The organism is Catenulispora sp. EB89 (genome assembly GCF_041261445.1).
GTDB lineage: Bacteria > Actinomycetota > Actinomycetes > Streptomycetales > Catenulisporaceae > Catenulispora.
Genome location: NZ_JBGCCU010000009.1, coordinates 40,068 through 57,395 on the forward strand (window position 1 = coordinate 40,068; position 17,328 = coordinate 57,395).

The window sequence follows — 17,328 nt, forward strand, 5'->3', positions numbered from 1 at the left end:
GCACTTCACAAAGTACGCACACTGATTGCACAGCCGGGATCGCCCCTGCTGCCGACGACGTCATGATCTTCCGATCCGCGGGGGATGGACCGATGGATCCCGATATCCGGCTGCTCGGCGGGCTGACCGTCGACCACGGCGGCGAACCGCTCCACCTGGACGGCCAACGCCGGCTGTGCCTGCTGGCGGTCCTGGTGCTCAACCACGGCCGCACGGTCTCCCGCACCGACCTGGCCGAGTGGGCCTGGCCGTCCACGCCCCCGGACACCGTCGACCGGCAGATCGCCAACTATGTCTCAGCCCTGCGAAAGGCCCTGGAGCCGGTCGAGGACCGGATCCGGCTGGTCGCCCGCCGCCCCGGCTACACCGCGCTGCTCGCCCCCGAACTGCTCGACACCGAGCGCTTCGGGACACTGCTGGGCCGGGCCCGCGAGGCCCGAGCCGGGCAGGAGCACCAGCTCGCGGCGGAGCGGCTGCGCCAGGCGCTGGGCCTGTGGCGCGGCCGTCCGCTCGACGGGCTCGACACGCCCTACCTGCGCAACCGCGCCGCCGGGCTGGAGCGTCAGCGGCGGGACGCCGCGATGCTGCTGGCCGAGATCGAGCTGGAGACCGGACGGCCTGCCGAGGCCGCCGCGGTGCTGCGGGACGTGGCGGCGGCCCGGCCCGACGACGAAGCGGTCGCCGCGACCCTCATCCGGGCCCTGACACAAGCCGGGCAGACCGACGAGGCGGCCCAGACCGCGACCCGCGCCGACCGTTCGCTGCGCTCTCAGGGCCGCACGCCGACCCCCGCGCTGCGCCAGGCGCACAGCGACGCGCTCGCCGGCCGCGTCCCGGTACGGCCCGCCGACCCGCGGCACCAGCTGCCCGCCGACACCGGTGCGTTCTCCGGCCGGGTCGAGGAACTGTTCGAGATCGCCCGCCTCGCCAAGCGCGCCGAGGCGGCCGAGACCCCGGGCGCGCCGGTGATCTGCACGATCGACGGGATGGGCGGGATCGGCAAGACCGCGCTGGCCGTGCACGCCGCGCACCTGCTGGCCGACGGCTTCCCGGACGGACAGCTGTTCCTGGAGTTCCACGCGCATTCGATCGCCGTGCCGACGCGCACCGCCTTCGACGTCCTGGGCAGCGCCCTGGCCGCGCTCGGCGCCCCGCCGCAGACGGTTCCGAACGAGCTCGACGCCCGCGCGGCCAAGTACCGGGCCGTGCTGGCCGGTACCAGGACTCTGATCGTGCTGGACAACGTCGAAGACGAGAACCAGGTCCGGCCTCTGATTCCGGCCGGTCCCGGCTGTCTGGTGCTGATCACCAGCCGTCGGCGGCTGAAGGCGCTGGACGACGCCGAACCGCTGGGCTTGGACGTGCTGCCGGTCGACGACGCCGTCGCGCTGTTCCGTGCCACGGCGGGAGCGGGACGCACGCCGGCCGACGACGGGCCGCTGACGGAGGTCGTCCAGATGTGCGGGCGGCTGCCGCTGGCGCTGCGGATCGCGGCCGCGTTGCTGCGGTATCGGCGCAGTTGGCAGATCGAGCACGTCATCAGGGAGCTGAGTGAGGGCGCCGGGGACCTGGACGTCTTCGACGACGGTCAGCGCAGCCTGGCGTCGGTTTTCGAGCTGTCGTACCGGAATCTGACGCCTGCGCAGGAGACGGTGCTGCGCCGGATAGCGCAGGTTCCGGGGCGCGATGTCGATGTTCTCGCCTGCGCGTCGTTGCTCGACGTCGATCTGCGGTCTGCGCGGCGGTTGCTGGGCGATCTGACGGATCGCAGCCTGCTGATCGAGCTCGTGCCGGGGCGGTTCCGGATGCACGATCTGATGCGCAGCTATGTGCTGTCTCGAACCGAGACGGAGGAAGAGGTCGAGGGCGAGAGCGAGGCCGCCCTGGACCGTTTGTTCGACTACTACCGGCACGCCGCCCACCGGGCCGACCGTCAGATCAGGACCCTGCCGACGCTGTACGCCGCGCCGACGGGGGCTCATGTGCCTCGCCACCAACCCCTGATCGAGGATCGCGAAGCCGCGCAGGCCTGGATGGCCGGTGAGATCGAGAATCTGATCGCCGCGGCCCGTCACGGTGGCCACACGATCGCCCTGTCGGCCGCCCTGGCCACCCACTTGTACTCGCACGGCCCATGGACCGTGGCCCTCGAACTGCACACCGCCGCCGTCGACCTCGCGCGCCGTGGCACCGACGCCCCGGCCCTGGCCTGCGCCCTCACCGACCTCGGCAGGGCGCGGCGGCTGTGCGGCGACTATCCGGGTGCCGTCGAGGCGCACCGGGAGGCGCTGCACCTGTATCAGGGTTCGGACAACACCATCGCCGAAGCCTTGGTCCTGACCGAACTGAGCCGGGCCTGGCAACTCGTCGGCGACCACCTCGCCGCCGGGGACGCCGGGGCCCAGGCGCTGGAGCTCTCCCGACGGCTGGACGATCTCCCGGGTCAGGCCAGGGCGCTCAACGAGATCGGGCGGGTCCGCCGGCTCGCGGGGGATTACGTCGCGGCAGCCGATGCCTGCACCCAGGCCTACCGGCTCTACAAGCGCCTGAACGACACGCCAGGCCAGGCCGAGGTCCTGACCCAGCTCGGCGCGATCCGGCACCTGACCTGCGACTACCACGGCGCGACCGCCGCGTTCACCGAGGCCCTGGAACTGTGGCGGCGGCTGGACGGCGTGCTCGGGCAAGCCAATGCCCTGACATCGCTGGGCATCGTGCGGCGCCGGACCGGGGACCTGCGCGGCGCGCGCGACAGCATCACGCGCGCACTGCGCATCTACCGCCGCTTGGACAGCCCGCTCGGGCAAGCGGGCGCCCTGACCGAGCTGGGCCGCCTGTGCTGCCTGGCCGACGACCACCTCGGCGCCGACGACGTCCTGACCCAGGCGCTGGACCTGTACCGACTCCTCGGCCACGCGACCGCCCAGGCCACGGTCACGGCCGAACTGGGCACTGTGCGCCGCCTGGTCGGCGACCACGCGGGCGCCGTGGCCGCGACCGCCGAGGCGCTGCGGATCCTGCGGGACTCCGGCGGCCGGGGGGAGGAGGCGTGGGCGCTTAATCAGTATGCTGCCGCACTGAACGCCGCGGGCCGTGTCGAGGAGGCGCTGGCGGTCTACGGCCGGGCGCTGGTCATGACACGGGAAGTCGGGCAGACCGACGATCAGGCGACGGCCTTCGAGGGCGTCGGCGACATCCTGCTGCGGCACGGCCGGACGGACGAGGGCGGCGCGAACCTTCGTCGAGCGCTGAGTATCTATCTGCGGCTGGGGCTCCCGGCGGACGCCCGGCGCGTCCGGAACCGCTATGGCGCGGCCGTCGTCCCGGACGAAGAGCCGGTCGAGGTCTTCCTGGAGTACGAGATCGTCGTGCGTTGATCACTCGGTGCGGCTGGTTACTCGGTGTGCGATCGGTGTGCTCGGATTGTGAACATCAGGACCCAGACTCCCGGTTCATGAGACATCTTCCGCACACCGCCTCCGCACGCCTGGCGGTCGTCGCGATCGCCGCCGCGACGGTCGGCGTCGTCGCTCCGGCCGCGCATGCCGACACCACCGCCGTGGAGCTGCCGCCGGTGGTCGCCGCCGGCCCGAACTTCACCCAGGATCTGCGCGCCGAGGTGAACTACTGGACATTGGCCAAGATGGCCTCGGTCGGATTGAACGACGACGGCCAGGACGCCACCGAGCCGCAAGGCGGCTGGGACGACCTCAGCACGCCGTGGTCGGTCGACGGCCAGGGCCTGATCACCCGGACCGCCGGGAAGCTGTTCTTCGTGCAGAAGGACGTGGACAGCGGGGCGCTCATCCCCGACGCGTGTTCGGCGGACGTCGTGACCAGCGCGAATCAGAGTGTTGTGGTGACCGCTGCGCACTGCGTGGCCGTCCACACGCCGTTCGACCTCGGCGCGCCCTACGGCATGGGCAACACCCTGGTCACCAACATGGTCTTCATCCCCGGCTACAACGGCGCGGCCCTGCCGCGCGGCACCACCAGCACGGCGTTGCCCGGCACGGACATCGCGCCCTACGGCGTGTGGGGCGCCACCCGGGAGTGGATCACCAACACCTGGAGCGGGAGCGCTGACTTCGCCTTGGGCCACGACATGGCCGCGGTGCTGGTCGCCAACCCGGATGACCCCCGGCCGATCGCGCAGGTCACCGGGGCCCAGCAGATCGGGTTCAACCAGCCGCAGAACCAGTACGAGTACATGTTCGGCTACCCGCAGACCAACGAGCGCAACTGGTATTGGTCGGACAACAACGATGGCACCCGGGCCAGCAACGGCGAGCCGCAGAACCTGTGGCGTGCGTTCGACGGCCGCACGCTGACCGTCACCCGCGGCCAGTCCCAGCCCGACGCCGTCTACGCCAACGACGTCCTGAACACCGCGCAGGCGCCGGGGTGCAGCGGCGGGCCGTGGATGCAGAACTTCGATCCCTCGACCGGGAGCGGGGTGCAGACCGGCGTCAACTCACGGTATCAGAACCCGAATCAGGGTCCGAGTCCGCTGGGTTGGCTGAACTGGCTGCAGGGTCCGCAGATGGAGGGCACGCACTTCGGCGACGAGGAGCAGGCGGTCTGGCAGGCGGCGCAGAGCGCTTCGTTGTGACGCCTGTGGTGAGTCGTGGGTGAGCCGCGTCGCGATCCCCGGAGCGGGGATCGCGACGCGGTGTCCAGCGGTGTCCAGCGCTGTTCAGCTGGTCCGGGCGCGGGCGAAGTCCTTGCGCTTGATCTTCGCGCGGCGGCCGTCGGGGTGGTGGAAGACGACGCCTTCGGCGAGGTGCCCGGGGGCGTAGCGGGACTCCAGGGACGCCAGCCAGTCGTGCAGTTCGGCGTAGGTGCGCGGGGCGTTCTCGTAGTCCGGGACGGTCAGGTTGAACGGGACGCAGATGTGCTCTTCCAGCCCCAGCGGGTTGCCCTGGATGCGGGGGCCGAGGGCTTCGACGCTGTGCTCGCCGTCCGGCCAGGCCGTGACGAGGGTGTTGGCGGCGGCCTCGCGCAGCCACTTGTCCTCGGCGCCGTGCTCGTCGGTGTCGACGTACCAGCCGTCGACGATGCCGGCGGCCTTCTGCGCCTTCGACGGGTTGCGGCGCTTCTCCACCCGCACGATCGTGCCGGAGCGGACTGTCAGCCGGGCGTTGGTGCCGTCCAGCTTCTCCGTCGCCCGGCCGGCGCCGGCGAACACCCACTCGCAGTCCGCGCGCGGCTTGTCGACCACGTGGAATCGGTCGTCGCGCTCGAAAATCGTCGGGATCTTCTCCATGACTGTGGCCCCCTTGCGGACGTGCGTCAGCAACTCCTCGGCGTCCACGACTCCGTGGACGAGTCCGGCCGCCAGCGCGCGCACCAGGTCGGCGACCGGGACGCCGGCGTCGGCCGCGACCGCCTTGAGCGCGTCCTTCTCCTCCGGCGCGACCCAGGCGACCAGCCGCGACCACCCCGGCGGCGGGCTCCACACGGCCAGCCGGCCGGGGTCCTTGCGCGGGCGGCCGCGGCGCGGCGCGGGTTCGGGTGACGGTTCGGACATGGGGCGATCATGGCTCTGATTTTCTGTTGTGTCAACAGAAAATCGAGAAGCCCCGGCTCACGGGTTGATGCCGTCGAACTGCAACACCCGGTACGGCTGTGGCGTGTTGCCAGGCCACTGCGACACGATGAGCGTCAGCGAGTTCGCACTCGCGCTCCCGGGGTGGATGTAGCCGCCGTACAGGTTCGCGACCTGCGGCTTGCCCCAGTAGCTGGGGTAGCGGTAGTCGCCGACGATCTGCGGCTGCGGGTCCGACCAGGGACCCTCGGGGCGCGGTGAGGTGCGGGTGTAGATCGCGTAGTTGCCGACGTCGAAGTAGCTCATGCAGTAGGTGCCGTTGATGTTCTTCACCGAGAACTCGCCGAGGTTGCTGCCCGCCGGGAACAACGGGGTCGGGTAGGCGTCGGAGGTCCACGTCCAGTTCCCGTTGACGTTGGCCCAGTTCTGCTGGTTCTGCCAGGCACCGTTGCGGAAGTCGTCCTGGGTGAACCGGAACAGCTGGATCAGGCCCTGGTCCGCGCTGTTGTTGTGGCTGCCGTTCCAGCGCTTGGAGTAGACGTAGAGGTAGCCGTCGGCGTCGATGCCGGCGAAGGACCACATCCCGTAGAGCGATTCGTTGCCGCCGGTGCGGTCGCCGGGCCAGTGGTAGCTGTAGTCGCTCCAAGTGACGCCGTAGTCGTCGGAGTAGGCGACGCCGGAGCACACCGAGCCGTCGTATCCCGCTGGCGGGCCCCAGGTGAAGACCGACGTGTACTGGATGTAGGTACGGCCGCCGAACTCGATGCAGTCATTCGGGATGCGGCTCTGCTCGACGTCGCCGAGGCCGTTGTTCGCACCGTGCGTGTAGTCGAACGTCTGGCGGGCCTGCCCGGCGGTCGGCATCGCCCACGTGAAGGAGATCGGGTTCGCCCCGGTGTTGTCGAACGTCGCCTGGTTCAGCATCACCGGCGAGCCGATGTACGTGTTGGGGTCGCCCTGGCTGGGCCCGCTGTAGGAGTCGCCGAAGACGTACCCCCAGGTGCCGTCGTGCTGCCGGAGGTAGGGGATGCCCAGGTCCCCGCAGCCGAGCCCCTGCTGGCTGGCCGAGTCGCCCCCGGCGTTCTGGCACAGCGGCGCCCCGGTCTGGCCGACGCCGTTGGTGGCGTACGCCGGTGCGGCGGCGCCCACACCGGCGCCGAGGCCGATCCCCGCGCCCAGCGTCAGCCCGGTCCCGGCCTTGAGGAGTGTGCGCCGACTGAAGTCGCGGCCGCTCAGTGATGGTTCAGACATTCTCAACCCTCTTGTTCATCGGGGTAAGGATGCGACGACTGTCACAGGCGGGATTCTTGGGTCGGCGCTTCACAATCCGCGCACAGTGATCGCACAATCCGGGGCGCCGGCGGGCGACAGAAGGCGGCGGGAGCCCGCCGTACCGGGGCTCCCGCCGCCATGGATCAGTTTGTGAGTTGTCAGTAGCCGGGTGGTCGAATGTACTGATCAGACGGGGTTGCAGTCGATCCTCGTGCAACCCACGCCGCCGCCACCGTCCGGGATCGTTCGGTGTGGCGCGGGACTGTGCCTGGCTGGCGTCGCAGGTGGCCTGGTCGGCGAACGTGGCGGCCACGCCGGCTAGTGGTTCACCCGAATCACTTCGACCACTAGATACGGCGGCGGGCTACATCGGCACGCCGGCCCAGCGCGCCGGCACGCCGTGCTGCCAGGCGTCCCAGTTCGTGACGATCTCGTCGGCGAGCCGCGATCCGACGCGCCAGACGTTCTCCGCGGCCAGCGTCCAGCCCACGTCCTGGGTGAACGCCGACTCCGCGGCTTTGCCGGGGGCGGCGCGGTCGAAGTTCGCGCCGGCGCGCAGCACCGCCACGCGCGAGAGGTCCGCGAGCCCGGCCTGTGCCGCGCGATCGAGGGCCACCAGGGTCGCGTTGTCCTCCATCTGCGTCACGGCGTAGCGGCCGCGGCGGTCGGTGTAGTCCGTCACCCAGCTGGTGGCTCGCGCGCCGAGCTGGTGCCCGGACCAGAACACGCTCGTGGTCAGCGACGATCCGGACAGCAATGCAGGGCCCTGACTGCCGGGGCCCGGATAGTCGGCGCGCAGGGCGGCGACCGCCGGATCGTCGGCCAGCTCCACGCCGGCGCCGATCGAGGCCGCCGCCTGCCGCAGGGACTCGTCCAGCCGGTAGACCTCGCCGGGCACGCGCAGCTCCGGCGGCTTGCCCGGCGCGCTCGCGCCGAGCGGCACGAATCCGTGCGGCCAGGTGGCCGGGATCTCGCGGGCGTCCAGCTCGTGCGCGTAGCCGCCGTGGACCGCGAAGTCCGCGCACACCACGGATCCGATGGTGCCGACGGCCGGGTCGATCCCGGCGATGCCCGCTATCAGCACATAGGCCTGCGACAGGTCGAAGAGCCCTGACAGCGCCAGCGCCGCCACCGAGGCCGCCGCGTTCGACTCGCCCATCCCGGTGGTCAGCAGCCACAGGCCGTCCTCGCGTCCGTGCACCAGCGGGAAATCGGCGCACAGCCCCGGAACGGCCACCGAGGTGTCGAGCCCCTCACGCATCCGCCACCGGAAGCCCTCCCCGAGACCGTCCTCCGGCTCGGTGTCGAACATCGTGATCACCAGCACCCGCACCTGCCGGACCATCGTCATCCCGCCTTCGCCTCGCATGACACGTCAGGGCGACGATTATCGAGGTGGCCGACCGAGACTCGCATCAGACCGTTGAGGTGGCAGGAAACGGCGCCGGTCCCGGTCGGCGAGCTCTGCCGACCGGAACCGACGCACGTCAGTGAAGGGATCCAGCGCTGGTTCCTAGTGCTTTACAGCATTTACAGGCTTACAGCCTTGACAAGCCCTACAGCTTCGTGGCGATGAACTGCGCCGCGTTGTACGACCCCCAGCCGGTCACCTCGTCGTAGCCGACGCCGGCGCTGTAGCCGCCGTTGTTGCCGCTCTTGATGTCGTGGAAATCGGTGTTGTACAGCGAGCTGCGCGCGACGGTGTAGATGAAGCTGTTCGCGAACCCGAACTTCGCCTTGCCCGCCTTACCGGCCGCGGTGTTGTAGTCGGCGACGAACGCGGCCCAGTTCGGCGCGGCCGCGCTGGTGCCCCACACGTCAGTCCAGCTGCCGTCGGCGTCGATGTACCACGGGCTGGCGTCCCCGCCGGCGGCGGAGACGTCCGGCACCTCGCGGTGGCCGCTGCTGTTCACCGGCGCCTGGAACGAGGGCGTGGACCACTTGTCGGACTGGCCGCCGCCGCTGCCGGACCAGCCGGTCTCGCTGCTCCAGGCGTTGGACGAGGAGACGGTCAGGTCGGTGCCGCCGACGCCGGACACGTACTGGTCCGAGGCCGGGTAGTCGACGGACAGCGACGAGCCGTCGTCCGTGGCGCCGCTGTCGCCGGAGGCGGCGAAGACGGACTGGCCCTGCGCTGCGGCCTCCTTGAAGTCCGCGTCGTCGGAGGTGAGGTTGTTCTCCTGGTTCTCCGGCTCGCCCCAGCTGGTGGAGATGACCGGGACGTCGGCGCTGACCAGGGCCGCGTACAGCGCGACCTCGCCGGCGTCGCTGTTCGGCGCCTCGTAGACCTTCACGTTCGCCTTGGGGGCCAAGGCGTTGGCGACCTCGATGTCGAGCTCGTCCTCCACCGAGCCCGAGGTGTCGGTGGTGCCGCCGGCCACGTTCACCACGGTCGCCGCCGGCGCGCCGAGGCTGTACTTGGAGTTGTACGCCGCCACGGCCGAGGACGAGTACGCCGAGAACTCCACCAGGCCGATGGTCTGGCCCGAGCCGTTGTCGCCGGAGGCGAGCGGCCCGGTGAGGTTGTAGCCGCCGCGCGCCTTGGTCGGAGTGAGGACGGTGCCGGCGTGCGGCGCCGCCTGGGTTCCGGCGGCGTGGTTGTCGATGTGGTAGCTCGGAGTCAGCTTCGCGGCGTTGGACAGGCCGGCCACGCTGGAGACGACCGAGGCGATGTCCGCCGGCAGCGTGGGCGCCGCGGTGTTGGCGTAGACGTCGTGGCCGGCGGTGCGCCAGGTGCCGAGCTCCACGCCGAACGCCTTCTCCGCCTGCGCGGCGGTGCCGCTGACGGCGAGCGTCTGGTGGTTGGCGGTCACCGCGCCGACCGACAGGCCCTGGCCGCGCAGGTACTTGGTGACCTGCGAGATCTGGGCGTCGCTGGCACCGTAGGCCGCCGCGTACTGCGCGACGGTCAGGTAGTGCTTGTACTGCGGCGACGCGGGGTCGGAGACCTGACGCAGGAACGCGTCCAGGCCGGCCTGGTTGCGGGGCGTGAGGCTGACTTCGAGCGTGATCGGCGTGTTCGCCGCGACCGATCCGGTGCGCACGGCGTCCGACGCCAGGTGCGGCGCGGCGGCGGTGCCGGCCAGCGCGGCCCGGGCCGCGGCCGGGGTCGCCGCGTGCGCGACCGGGAGGGCGAGCACGAAGACCGGCAGCGGTGCGGCGAGCACGCCGAGGGTCCGCCGTATTCGCCGGTTGACAGTGGTGGAGACAGGCATGGGCCATTCCTTGGGGTTGGTGGGGAGACGCGGGGTGGCACGCGTCGCAGCGGACACCGATGTTCGTGTCCTGCGATGCGTTGAATGAGACGGTAATGCCGTGTTCGTGTCTTGAAAAGCCCCGAAATCAGGGTTTTACAATCAACGGGCGGTTGGTCCGGAGCGCGCGGATCGGCACCCTCTACTCGCGCCGTGGGAGGAGGGTGTGCTGAAGGGGAGCGCCTAGCGCGCGGCGGGGATCAACGGCAACACGAACAGGACCACACGCGACCGAGGTCGATGTGGGATCGGGATACGAGCCGGATCCGCTTCACGTACTCATGAGTATCAGAGCACGATGAAAGGGTCAACTACGCCTTTGTCGTCGAATTGTGCGGCAACCGAAGCATCGGTGACATTTCGGGGTCCCAGTGGGGATGGCTGGTCCGGGTTCGCCTCGGACTGTATGTTAGGTAAGCCTTACCTAAACTACCGAGGAGTCCGCATGCCCCTGCAGCGTCGTTCGCGCAGCTCGTGTCCCCACGACGGCGAGGCGCTGCCGGCGAAGCCGACCGCCGCCGAGCGTGCCCGGACGCTCGCGGCGGGGAGTTCGTCGGCGACGCTGGTCATCCCGGGACTGTCGGTGCCCGACCCGCTCGGCATGCTGCCCGCGCAGCGCGTCGTGACCGGGGACGCCGACATCCTCCTGCGGCTTCCGGCCGGCTCCCCGGCACTGCGCGCCGTCCGGTGCGCCGGCGGCGACGAGGTCACCGCGGTACTGGAGATCACGGACGTCGCACCGGTCGCCGTCCCCGATCGCATCCGCAGCCGCGCCCACATCGCGGGCTGGCTCACGCCGGTACGGGACGGACTGGAGCGCGGCTGGCTGAAGCTGGAGGTCGGCGAGGTCACACTCGAGGACGTGTGGGGCACCGAGCTGGTCGAACCGGACGACTTCGCGACGGCCGAGCCCGACCCGCTGGCCGAGCACGAGGCCGACCTGCTCCAACACCTGGCGGCCGCGCACGGCGGCGAACTCGGCTGGCTGCGCGCGCTGGTCGAGGGCCAGGACGCGCCGCTTCGGACGCCGCCGGAGGTGGTGCCGTTGGCGCTGGACCGCTTCGGGCTGCGGGTGCGCTTCAGCGACGGCGGCGGGACTTTCGACGCGCGGTTCCAGTTCCCGGCCGCCGTGACGGATGTGGCCGAGCTGCGGCGGACCGTGCGCGCGCTGTTTGAGGAGGCTTGGCGCGCTGTGGACGAAAAGAACCAAGATCAGAACCAGAACCAGAGCTAAGACCGGAGCCAGAGCCGGAGCTAAGACCGGAGCTAAGACCGGAGCTAAGACCGGAGCCAGAGCCGGAGCCAGAGCCAGAGCTAAGACCCGAGCTAAGACCCGAGCTAAGACCCGAGCTAAAGCCGGAGCCAGAGCCAGAGCCAGAGCTAAGACCGGAGCTAAGACCCGAGCTAAGACCGGAGCTAAAGCCGGAGCCGGAAGCAGAGCCGGAACCGGAACCGGAACCGGAGCCCGGGCCGGGGCCAGAGTCGGAACCAGGATTCCGATCGCGTTCAGCGCAGAGCGTGGCGCGGGCCGTCACACCGCACCAGGCGACCGCACCTCAGTTCGATCCGGCTCCTCGGCGTACACCCACCGTCCGCAGCGACCGGCGCGGATCGCCAGGACGGCGCGCCCGGTTTCCGTCACCGCCGTCCGGCCGACCTCGCTCGCGCGGCAGAACGTGCCCGCGCGCACCACGTCCCGTTCCGGCGCTTCCTGCGCTTCCGGTGTGCGGGGGAGCGGCACGTGTGCCGATGCGGTCGTCGGCGCCGTGGTTCGGTCGGGCCGAGGGTCCTGCGCCTGCTGCCGTCCGATGCGGAGCCTCAACTTCATCGCGTTCCCCTGATCTCCTGTCGTCCCGCGACGATGCGCGGGGTGAGTACGCCATTTGATCAACAGCCGTATTTGTTAGGACGAAGCATCATGGCCAATCGGGGTGTGTTCACCCTTTTGGCGCTACGGAGAGCCGGACGGCCAGCCCTTGCCGGTCGCGCGGGCTGAGGGGAAGATCGAGTCATGAGATCCGGTGTCGTCGTCGGGTACGACCAGACGCCGCCCGGCGAGCGGGCGCTCGCCGAGGCGGCCGGGGAGGCAGATCGGCGCGGGGTCGTGCTCACGGTCGTCCACGCGCTCCATCGCGAGCCGTCCGAGCAGCCCGAGCAGCCCGAGCCCTTTGACTCAGGCTCAGATTCAGCCGAGACCTCCGCGCACGACCTCGCCGAGCAGGCCGCTGACCGCGTCCGCGCCGGCCATCCAGGCCTGACCGTCGAAGCCCGCACCGTCGCCGGTCCGGTCCCCGCCGTCCTGGCCGAACAGTCGGCCGAGGCGGAGCTGCTGGTCGTCGGGCAGCACGGCCACGGCGGGCGCAACGGCCTCCACCTCGGCTCGGTCGCCCTGCGCGCGGTGGCACGGGCGGTGTGTCCGTCGCTGGTCGTGCGGGGCTCGGAGCATCGGACGCGGGGGACCGTGCTGGCCGCTGTGGACGTCGGGCACGCCGCGGAGGAGATCCTTGCGGTCGCCTTCGAAGAGGCGGCGCTGCGTGGGGCGCGGCTGAAAGTCGTCACCGCGCTTGAGGCGTTCTGGGCTCGCGTGTCCGTCGGCGAGGAGGGACCGCTCGGCCGCGCGCCGAGCCCGGCCGCGGAGCGTGCGGAGGACGCGCTGCAACAGTTCCTGAAGCCCTGGCCGGCCCGGTATCCCCACGTCGAGACGGATCACGAACTCATCGAAGGTTCGCCCACGGTGTTCCTCACCGGCGCGACGACCTACGCCGACCTCATCGTCGTCGGCATTCATCGCGGCACCGACGAGGGCGACGACACCCCGCACAGCGCTCGCGTCGGCCCGGTTGCCGAGACCCTGCTGCTGCACTCCGACTGCCCGGTCGCCGTCGTCCCGCACGACTGAACCGCGGAGTCGGATCGCGGAGTCGGATCGCAGAGCCTGCCGGCGCCCCGGGCAACCCGATCGCGCCCCACCCACGTCGATACGACGGCAGTCGGGTTTTCCAGGAAGGGCAGGGGCGGATGCGGGGTCCGGACGAGGCGGAGTTCGACGAACTCGTCGCCGGGCGTGCGCACGCGTTGCGGCGTACGGCCTATTTGATGTGCGGTGACTGGCACCAGGCCGAGGATCTGGTGCAGGTCACCTTTATGAAGCTGCACGCCTCCTGGCAGCGGGTCCGGCGGCAGGAGGCCTTCGACGCGTATCTACGCAAGACGCTCCTGCGGAGCTTCATCGACGAGAAGCGGCGCGCGCGGTGGCGGCGTGAGGCGCCGACCGCCGTGCTGCCCGAGGTCGTGGCGCCGGGGCCGGAGCCGGACGGGGTGCGGGACATGCTGGTCGGCGGGCTGCGGCAGCTGCCGCCCCGGCAGCGCGCGACGCTCGTCCTGCGCTACTTCGAGGACCAGAGCGTGGAGGAGACGGCGCGCCTGCTGGGCTGCTCACCCGGAACGGTGAAGAGCCAGACGTCGAAGGGCTTGGCGGCCCTGCGCGCCATCGTCGACCCGGCCCTGCTCGCCCGGACGGAGGAACTGGCATGAACGACGGAGCTCGGATGGACGACCAGGACTGGCTGCACGACGTGCTCGCCCGCTCCAGCCGCGAGCCGGAGCCGGCGTGGACCCCGGACAAGGCGACGATCGCGGCCGGCGGCCGGCGCCGGCGGCGGCTGCGGGCCGTCTCGGTCGGCGGCGGCGCGCTCGGGGTGCTGGCGGTGACGGCGGCGGTGGTGATCGGGCTCGGCGGGATCGTCGGCGGGGTGTCGGCCGCGCCGGGGCCGGCGACGCCCAAGTCGACGAGCGTGTTCGACTACGCGGCGATCTCCGCGAACGGACCTGACGGGCAGCCTTCGCACATCCTTCCGGTCTCGGCCGTGGACAAGATGTCAGGGCTGATCGACGTCCTGGACCCCGCGCATTCGCACCTGCGGAATATGGCCGCCGGCCCCGAATTCTCCCCGCCGCGCTACCAGACGGCCGCCGATGGGAGCTCGTCGGTCAAGGACATCGGGACGATCATCGCCACGTCGGTCTACACGACCGACGGCAAGGTGCCGGCCGTCGGTTCGAAGGTGCCGAACGGCAGCCTCTCGATCATGGTCGCCACGACTTCGGACCAGCTGGGCCGGAGCGCGCACAACACGCCGGACGTCACCGCGGACAACATCCCGTGCGGCTACGTGGTGCCGAGCGCCTTCCAGTTCACGCCGCCCGCGCACCTGCCGCACTGGTCGAAGTGCACGTCGACGCCGCTTCCCGACGGCTCGAAGGTGGACAGCTCCGCCATGCCGGACGGCGAAGGCACGGTGACGGTGGCGATCCGGGAGTATCCGAACAACGGCGGCGGGATCGCGGTCGCCTGGACCGACTACGTGAACTCGAAGACGACGCTCGGGGTCGCGGACGCGGCGCGGTTCGACCAGGCCCCGGATCCGTCGATGGTGCTGAAGCCGAACCCGTTCAGCGAGCAGGAGTTGGGAGTGGTGCTGTCGGATCCGTCGCTCGGACCGACGACCAAGCCGAAGGCGGTCGGCAGCGGTCCGAAGCAGCTTCTGAAGACCAGCGACCTGGGGGCCGACGCGACGTACGACCCGGCGTCGTCGAGCGGCAGCACTGGCGACCTGCCGATGGACAACGGCTGCGACTACAAGGACGTCAACCCGCTGGCGAAGCAGGGGCGGATGGCCGGGTACACGGTCACCGCGCCCGGAGCGAAGAAGGTCGCGGTCACGGAGTTGGAGTATCCGCTGGTGGCGGGGACCGGCCCGGCCACCATGGCCACGGCGCGCAGCCAGGCCAAGGCCGGCTGCGACCAGCACGGCGCCCTGTACTCGAAGGACACGACCCAGGACCTGCCGAAGGGCATCGGCGACGAGGCCTTCGTCGAGAACGGCGTCGGAACCGGCGCGGTCACGGTGTGGATGCGGTTCGGCGACACGATCCTGCGCGTCGACATCACGCAGGGCCAGGCGATGCCGGACCTGTCGGCGCCGGCGGATCAGGCTTGGTTGCTGGACGTGGCCAGAGCGGCTGCCGCGCACTGGGTTGCCAAGGACTGAGGACGGCTTGGAGGCCCGGGCACGCTTCGTGGCGTGTCCGGGCTTCTGCGCGCCTAGTGTTCCGGCTGACCAAACTGCCGGTCGCGGTCCATCAACCGATGAGCAAGTCAGACCACGGCGGATGTGCCAGTCCTGTCTGGCCGTTCGTCCTTCTTCTTCGAGATCGTGAGGAACCCGTTCCTCATGTTCTCCTTGACCACGCGGTCCTCCGGTAGTCCGGTCGGTTCCGCTCGGGAGATCGCTCGGACGTTCGCGAAGAAGTAGACAGTCTGGGGCGGGCCGCCGCGCAAGACCACCGTGGTGCGATGCAAGTAGTACGGGACGCCTAGTGAATTGACGTGAACGTAGGTGTCCACCCCGGCCTGGAGCTCATCGAGCAGCTCGTTGACGACAGGGTGCCGAACTGCGGCTGCGGCAAGGATGACGAGGGCGCGTTCGTGGAGATTCCCGGGACCATTCGACCTGACCTCCCGAACAAGGTCGAGGACGAATGCATAGTCCTCGGGGCGGCGTGCACACGCTGCCACGAAGTCCTCGGCGAATCGGTCGGGGTGCAACGGCCGCAGGTGCGACTTGGCCGTCCGACCGCTGCTCGTACCTGTGGGCCCGGCCGGGTAGAGCTGGGCATGCTTGTCAATCAGGGTCTGGGCGTTCGAGTCGCTGTCGGCGAGATGCGCGGCGCGTAGCAGCCGCCGCGCGTCCGCCGGGTTGGCAAGGGAGCCGAACAGCGTCGCGACCAATACGGCCCGCGAGATTTGACCGACCTGTGTTGCCGCCGCCACCGCGGGCAGATCGGCGGCCACATTTGCTGACCAGTACTTCCGCTCATGCGTCAGCAGAAACTCCGACAGGTCGGCGTCCGACGGAGTCGTCTGCCCATTCTCGTGTGCCCACACCGCGGCGAGTGCGGCCATGTGCAAGCCGAGTGGCGAACTGTTCACGTCCTTCCGCATGCGGGGCGCGGGTAACTGCACCGACTCGAGTTGCATCGCGGACTGATACGCGCTGACTGCCGCACTGAACGCGGTGGCCAGCTCTGGTGCGCCGGTCGTGAACCGGCCCAGATTGACGGGAACGGCCAAGTGGTCGACCTGCCGGTCCAACGTCGACGTGACCAGATCCCACAGCCCGTAGTCCAGCCTGGCCAGCAGCAGCACCCGCAAGTACTGCACGTCGGCGTCGCCCGCCAGGTCCAACACCATTCGCTCCAGGACGTCCACCGCCCACCGCTCGGCGTAGTCGACGACGATCAGGAGCTTCTCAGAGCCCGTGCGCTCCCCGCGCCGCACAGCCGGTCCCGGTCGCTCGAAGGCTTGGGCGACATGCCAGCCGCGCTCGGCGGCGCGCCGGGCGACCTGCATCGCCAGCCGGGTCTTGCCCTGGCCGCCTTCGCCGTGCACCAGCAATACGGACTCGCGCGGTGCGGTGTCGTCGAGCCAGTTCTCCAGTACCTGCCGCTCACTGCGGTCTCGGAAGGGAACCACCTCTGACCTGGAGTCGAGCAGGTAGCTGGGAGCACGCTGGTATGACGCGGAGCGCGGTGCGGAGAAGCCGAACGGCTCGAACCGGTAGCCCGCATCTCGCGGTGGGATCGGCCAGCTCCCGGATGTCTTGCGAGTGACGGCGCGGGATGCCTGGTAGCGCTGTATCCAATAGCCGGGCTGCTCGCAGCCGGAAGGTAGCTGCTTCCGCCGAGTACGTGCGTAGCGCAGACAGGCGTTGACGAATGCCTCGACCGAGGCCTCGCGCGGGTTCGTCGTCCCGTCGAGCAACGTCCCCACCGTCGATTTCGACAGCGCGAACGCGGGCTCGTTCGCCGCGGCGTGGTGCTGGACGGTACGCAACCCCGGACTCCCGACCAACCGGTGCAGTTCGTGCAGCACCTCGCACCAGGCAGGCCTGACAGAATCCACGCTGCTCCCCTCGTCCGTCGGCTGCTGTCCTGTCCAGTTTCCAGCATGGACCAGGCTGGACAGCCCTCGCGAGACGGTCGCCTTGATTATCCAGACGACACCGGGAGCACTCACGATGATCGGATCGGTACTCACCTTGCTGTCCGCTCCGGACGTGCAGCCTTGGCTGCACGAGGCCGTGACGGCGCTTCGGCTGGCCACTGCGACCATCAACTTCGCGGTCGCCGTTCACCGGGGAGTCCACCACCTCCGCAAGAAGGCGAAGTAGCCCAGGAGCTAATCCAACGATC

The 17,328-nt window shown here is 70.2% G+C and carries 12 protein-coding genes; 7 read left to right on the forward strand and 5 right to left on the reverse strand.

The features are described from left to right. Positions 1-92 precede the first annotated feature (92 nt). Entirely contained in the window at positions 93-3,377 is a 3,285-nt protein-coding gene (locus ABH920_RS20645) for a tetratricopeptide repeat protein (RefSeq protein WP_370350683.1), read from the forward strand. 77 nt (positions 3,378-3,454) lie between these two features. Beyond that, positions 3,455-4,612: a serine protease gene (locus tag ABH920_RS20650; RefSeq protein WP_370350684.1), complete on the forward strand. Its 1,158-nt coding sequence runs from the start codon at positions 3,455-3,457 to the stop codon at positions 4,610-4,612. 84 nt (positions 4,613-4,696) lie between these two features. Here the strand turns inward: ABH920_RS20650 and ABH920_RS20655 are convergent, their stop codons facing one another. The 4 genes from ABH920_RS20655 to ABH920_RS20670 all read right to left on the reverse strand — a co-directional run bounded on the left by ABH920_RS20655 (position 4,697) and on the right by ABH920_RS20670 (position 10,035). Beyond that, positions 4,697-5,530 carry a hypothetical protein gene (locus ABH920_RS20655; RefSeq protein ID WP_370350685.1) on the reverse strand — a complete coding sequence of 278 codons (834 nt, stop codon included), beginning with the start codon at positions 5,528-5,530 and terminating at the stop codon, positions 4,697-4,699. Between the two features lie 57 nt (positions 5,531-5,587). Beyond that, entirely contained in the window at positions 5,588-6,799 is a 1,212-nt protein-coding gene (locus ABH920_RS20660) for a DUF4185 domain-containing protein (RefSeq protein WP_370350686.1), read from the reverse strand. Between the two features lie 385 nt (positions 6,800-7,184). Beyond that, entirely contained in the window at positions 7,185-8,171 is a 987-nt protein-coding gene (locus ABH920_RS20665; RefSeq protein ID WP_370350687.1) for a purine nucleoside permease, read from the reverse strand. Positions 8,172-8,376: 205 nt separating this feature from the next. Next, positions 8,377-10,035, reverse strand: a complete 1,659-nt coding sequence (locus tag ABH920_RS20670; RefSeq protein ID WP_370350688.1) for a protease pro-enzyme activation domain-containing protein — start codon at positions 10,033-10,035, stop codon at positions 8,377-8,379. Between the two features lie 484 nt (positions 10,036-10,519). Between ABH920_RS20670 and ABH920_RS20675 the strand changes: the two genes are divergently transcribed. From ABH920_RS20675 to ABH920_RS20690, 4 genes are all read left to right on the forward strand, one after another. Then, positions 10,520-11,308 (forward strand): DUF2470 domain-containing protein, encoded by a 789-nt coding sequence (locus ABH920_RS20675; RefSeq protein WP_370350689.1) that lies wholly within the window; start codon positions 10,520-10,522, stop codon positions 11,306-11,308. 777 nt (positions 11,309-12,085) lie between these two features. Further along, positions 12,086-12,973: a universal stress protein gene (locus tag ABH920_RS20680; RefSeq protein ID WP_370350690.1), complete on the forward strand. Its 888-nt coding sequence runs from the start codon at positions 12,086-12,088 to the stop codon at positions 12,971-12,973. 119 nt (positions 12,974-13,092) lie between these two features. Continuing rightward, the gene (locus tag ABH920_RS20685) at positions 13,093-13,608 is read left to right on the forward strand and encodes a SigE family RNA polymerase sigma factor (protein WP_370350692.1); all 516 of its coding nucleotides are present in this window, start codon (positions 13,093-13,095) and stop codon (positions 13,606-13,608) included. After that, entirely contained in the window at positions 13,605-15,125 is a 1,521-nt protein-coding gene (locus ABH920_RS20690) for a hypothetical protein (protein WP_370350693.1), read from the forward strand. Before ABH920_RS20685 ends, ABH920_RS20690 begins: the two co-directional genes overlap by 4 nt. Before the next feature lie 107 nt (positions 15,126-15,232). Here ABH920_RS20690 and ABH920_RS20695 read toward each other — a convergent pair whose 3' ends face one another. Continuing rightward, the gene (locus tag ABH920_RS20695) at positions 15,233-17,173 is read right to left on the reverse strand and encodes an ATP-binding protein (protein ID WP_370350694.1); all 1,941 of its coding nucleotides are present in this window, start codon (positions 17,171-17,173) and stop codon (positions 15,233-15,235) included. Between ABH920_RS20695 and ABH920_RS20700 the strand changes: the two genes are divergently transcribed. Further along, the gene (locus ABH920_RS20700) at positions 17,154-17,306 is read left to right on the forward strand and encodes a hypothetical protein (protein WP_370350695.1); all 153 of its coding nucleotides are present in this window, start codon (positions 17,154-17,156) and stop codon (positions 17,304-17,306) included. The two genes, ABH920_RS20695 and ABH920_RS20700, sit on opposite strands and share 20 nt — an antisense overlap. Positions 17,307-17,328: the final 22 nt, after the last annotated feature.

Excerpts from the sequence above, each read along its gene's own strand:
- ABH920_RS20645 (WP_370350683.1), top strand. The coding sequence starts at position 93 with ATGGATCCCGATATCCGGCTGCTCGGCGGGCTGACCGTCGACCACGGC.
- ABH920_RS20650 (WP_370350684.1), top strand. The coding sequence starts at position 3,455 with ATGAGACATCTTCCGCACACCGCCTCCGCACGCCTGGCGGTCGTCGCG.
- ABH920_RS20655 (WP_370350685.1), bottom strand. The coding sequence starts at position 5,530 with ATGTCCGAACCGTCACCCGAACCCGCGCCGCGCCGCGGCCGCCCGCGC.
- ABH920_RS20660 (WP_370350686.1), bottom strand. The coding sequence starts at position 6,799 with ATGTCTGAACCATCACTGAGCGGCCGCGACTTCAGTCGGCGCACACTC.
- ABH920_RS20665 (WP_370350687.1), bottom strand. The coding sequence starts at position 8,171 with ATGACGATGGTCCGGCAGGTGCGGGTGCTGGTGATCACGATGTTCGAC.
- ABH920_RS20670 (WP_370350688.1), bottom strand. The coding sequence starts at position 10,035 with ATGCCTGTCTCCACCACTGTCAACCGGCGAATACGGCGGACCCTCGGC.
- ABH920_RS20675 (WP_370350689.1), top strand. The coding sequence starts at position 10,520 with ATGCCCCTGCAGCGTCGTTCGCGCAGCTCGTGTCCCCACGACGGCGAG.
- ABH920_RS20680 (WP_370350690.1), top strand. The coding sequence starts at position 12,086 with ATGAGATCCGGTGTCGTCGTCGGGTACGACCAGACGCCGCCCGGCGAG.
- ABH920_RS20685 (WP_370350692.1), top strand. The coding sequence starts at position 13,093 with ATGCGGGGTCCGGACGAGGCGGAGTTCGACGAACTCGTCGCCGGGCGT.
- ABH920_RS20690 (WP_370350693.1), top strand. The coding sequence starts at position 13,605 with ATGAACGACGGAGCTCGGATGGACGACCAGGACTGGCTGCACGACGTG.
- ABH920_RS20700 (WP_370350695.1), top strand. The coding sequence starts at position 17,154 with ATGATCGGATCGGTACTCACCTTGCTGTCCGCTCCGGACGTGCAGCCT.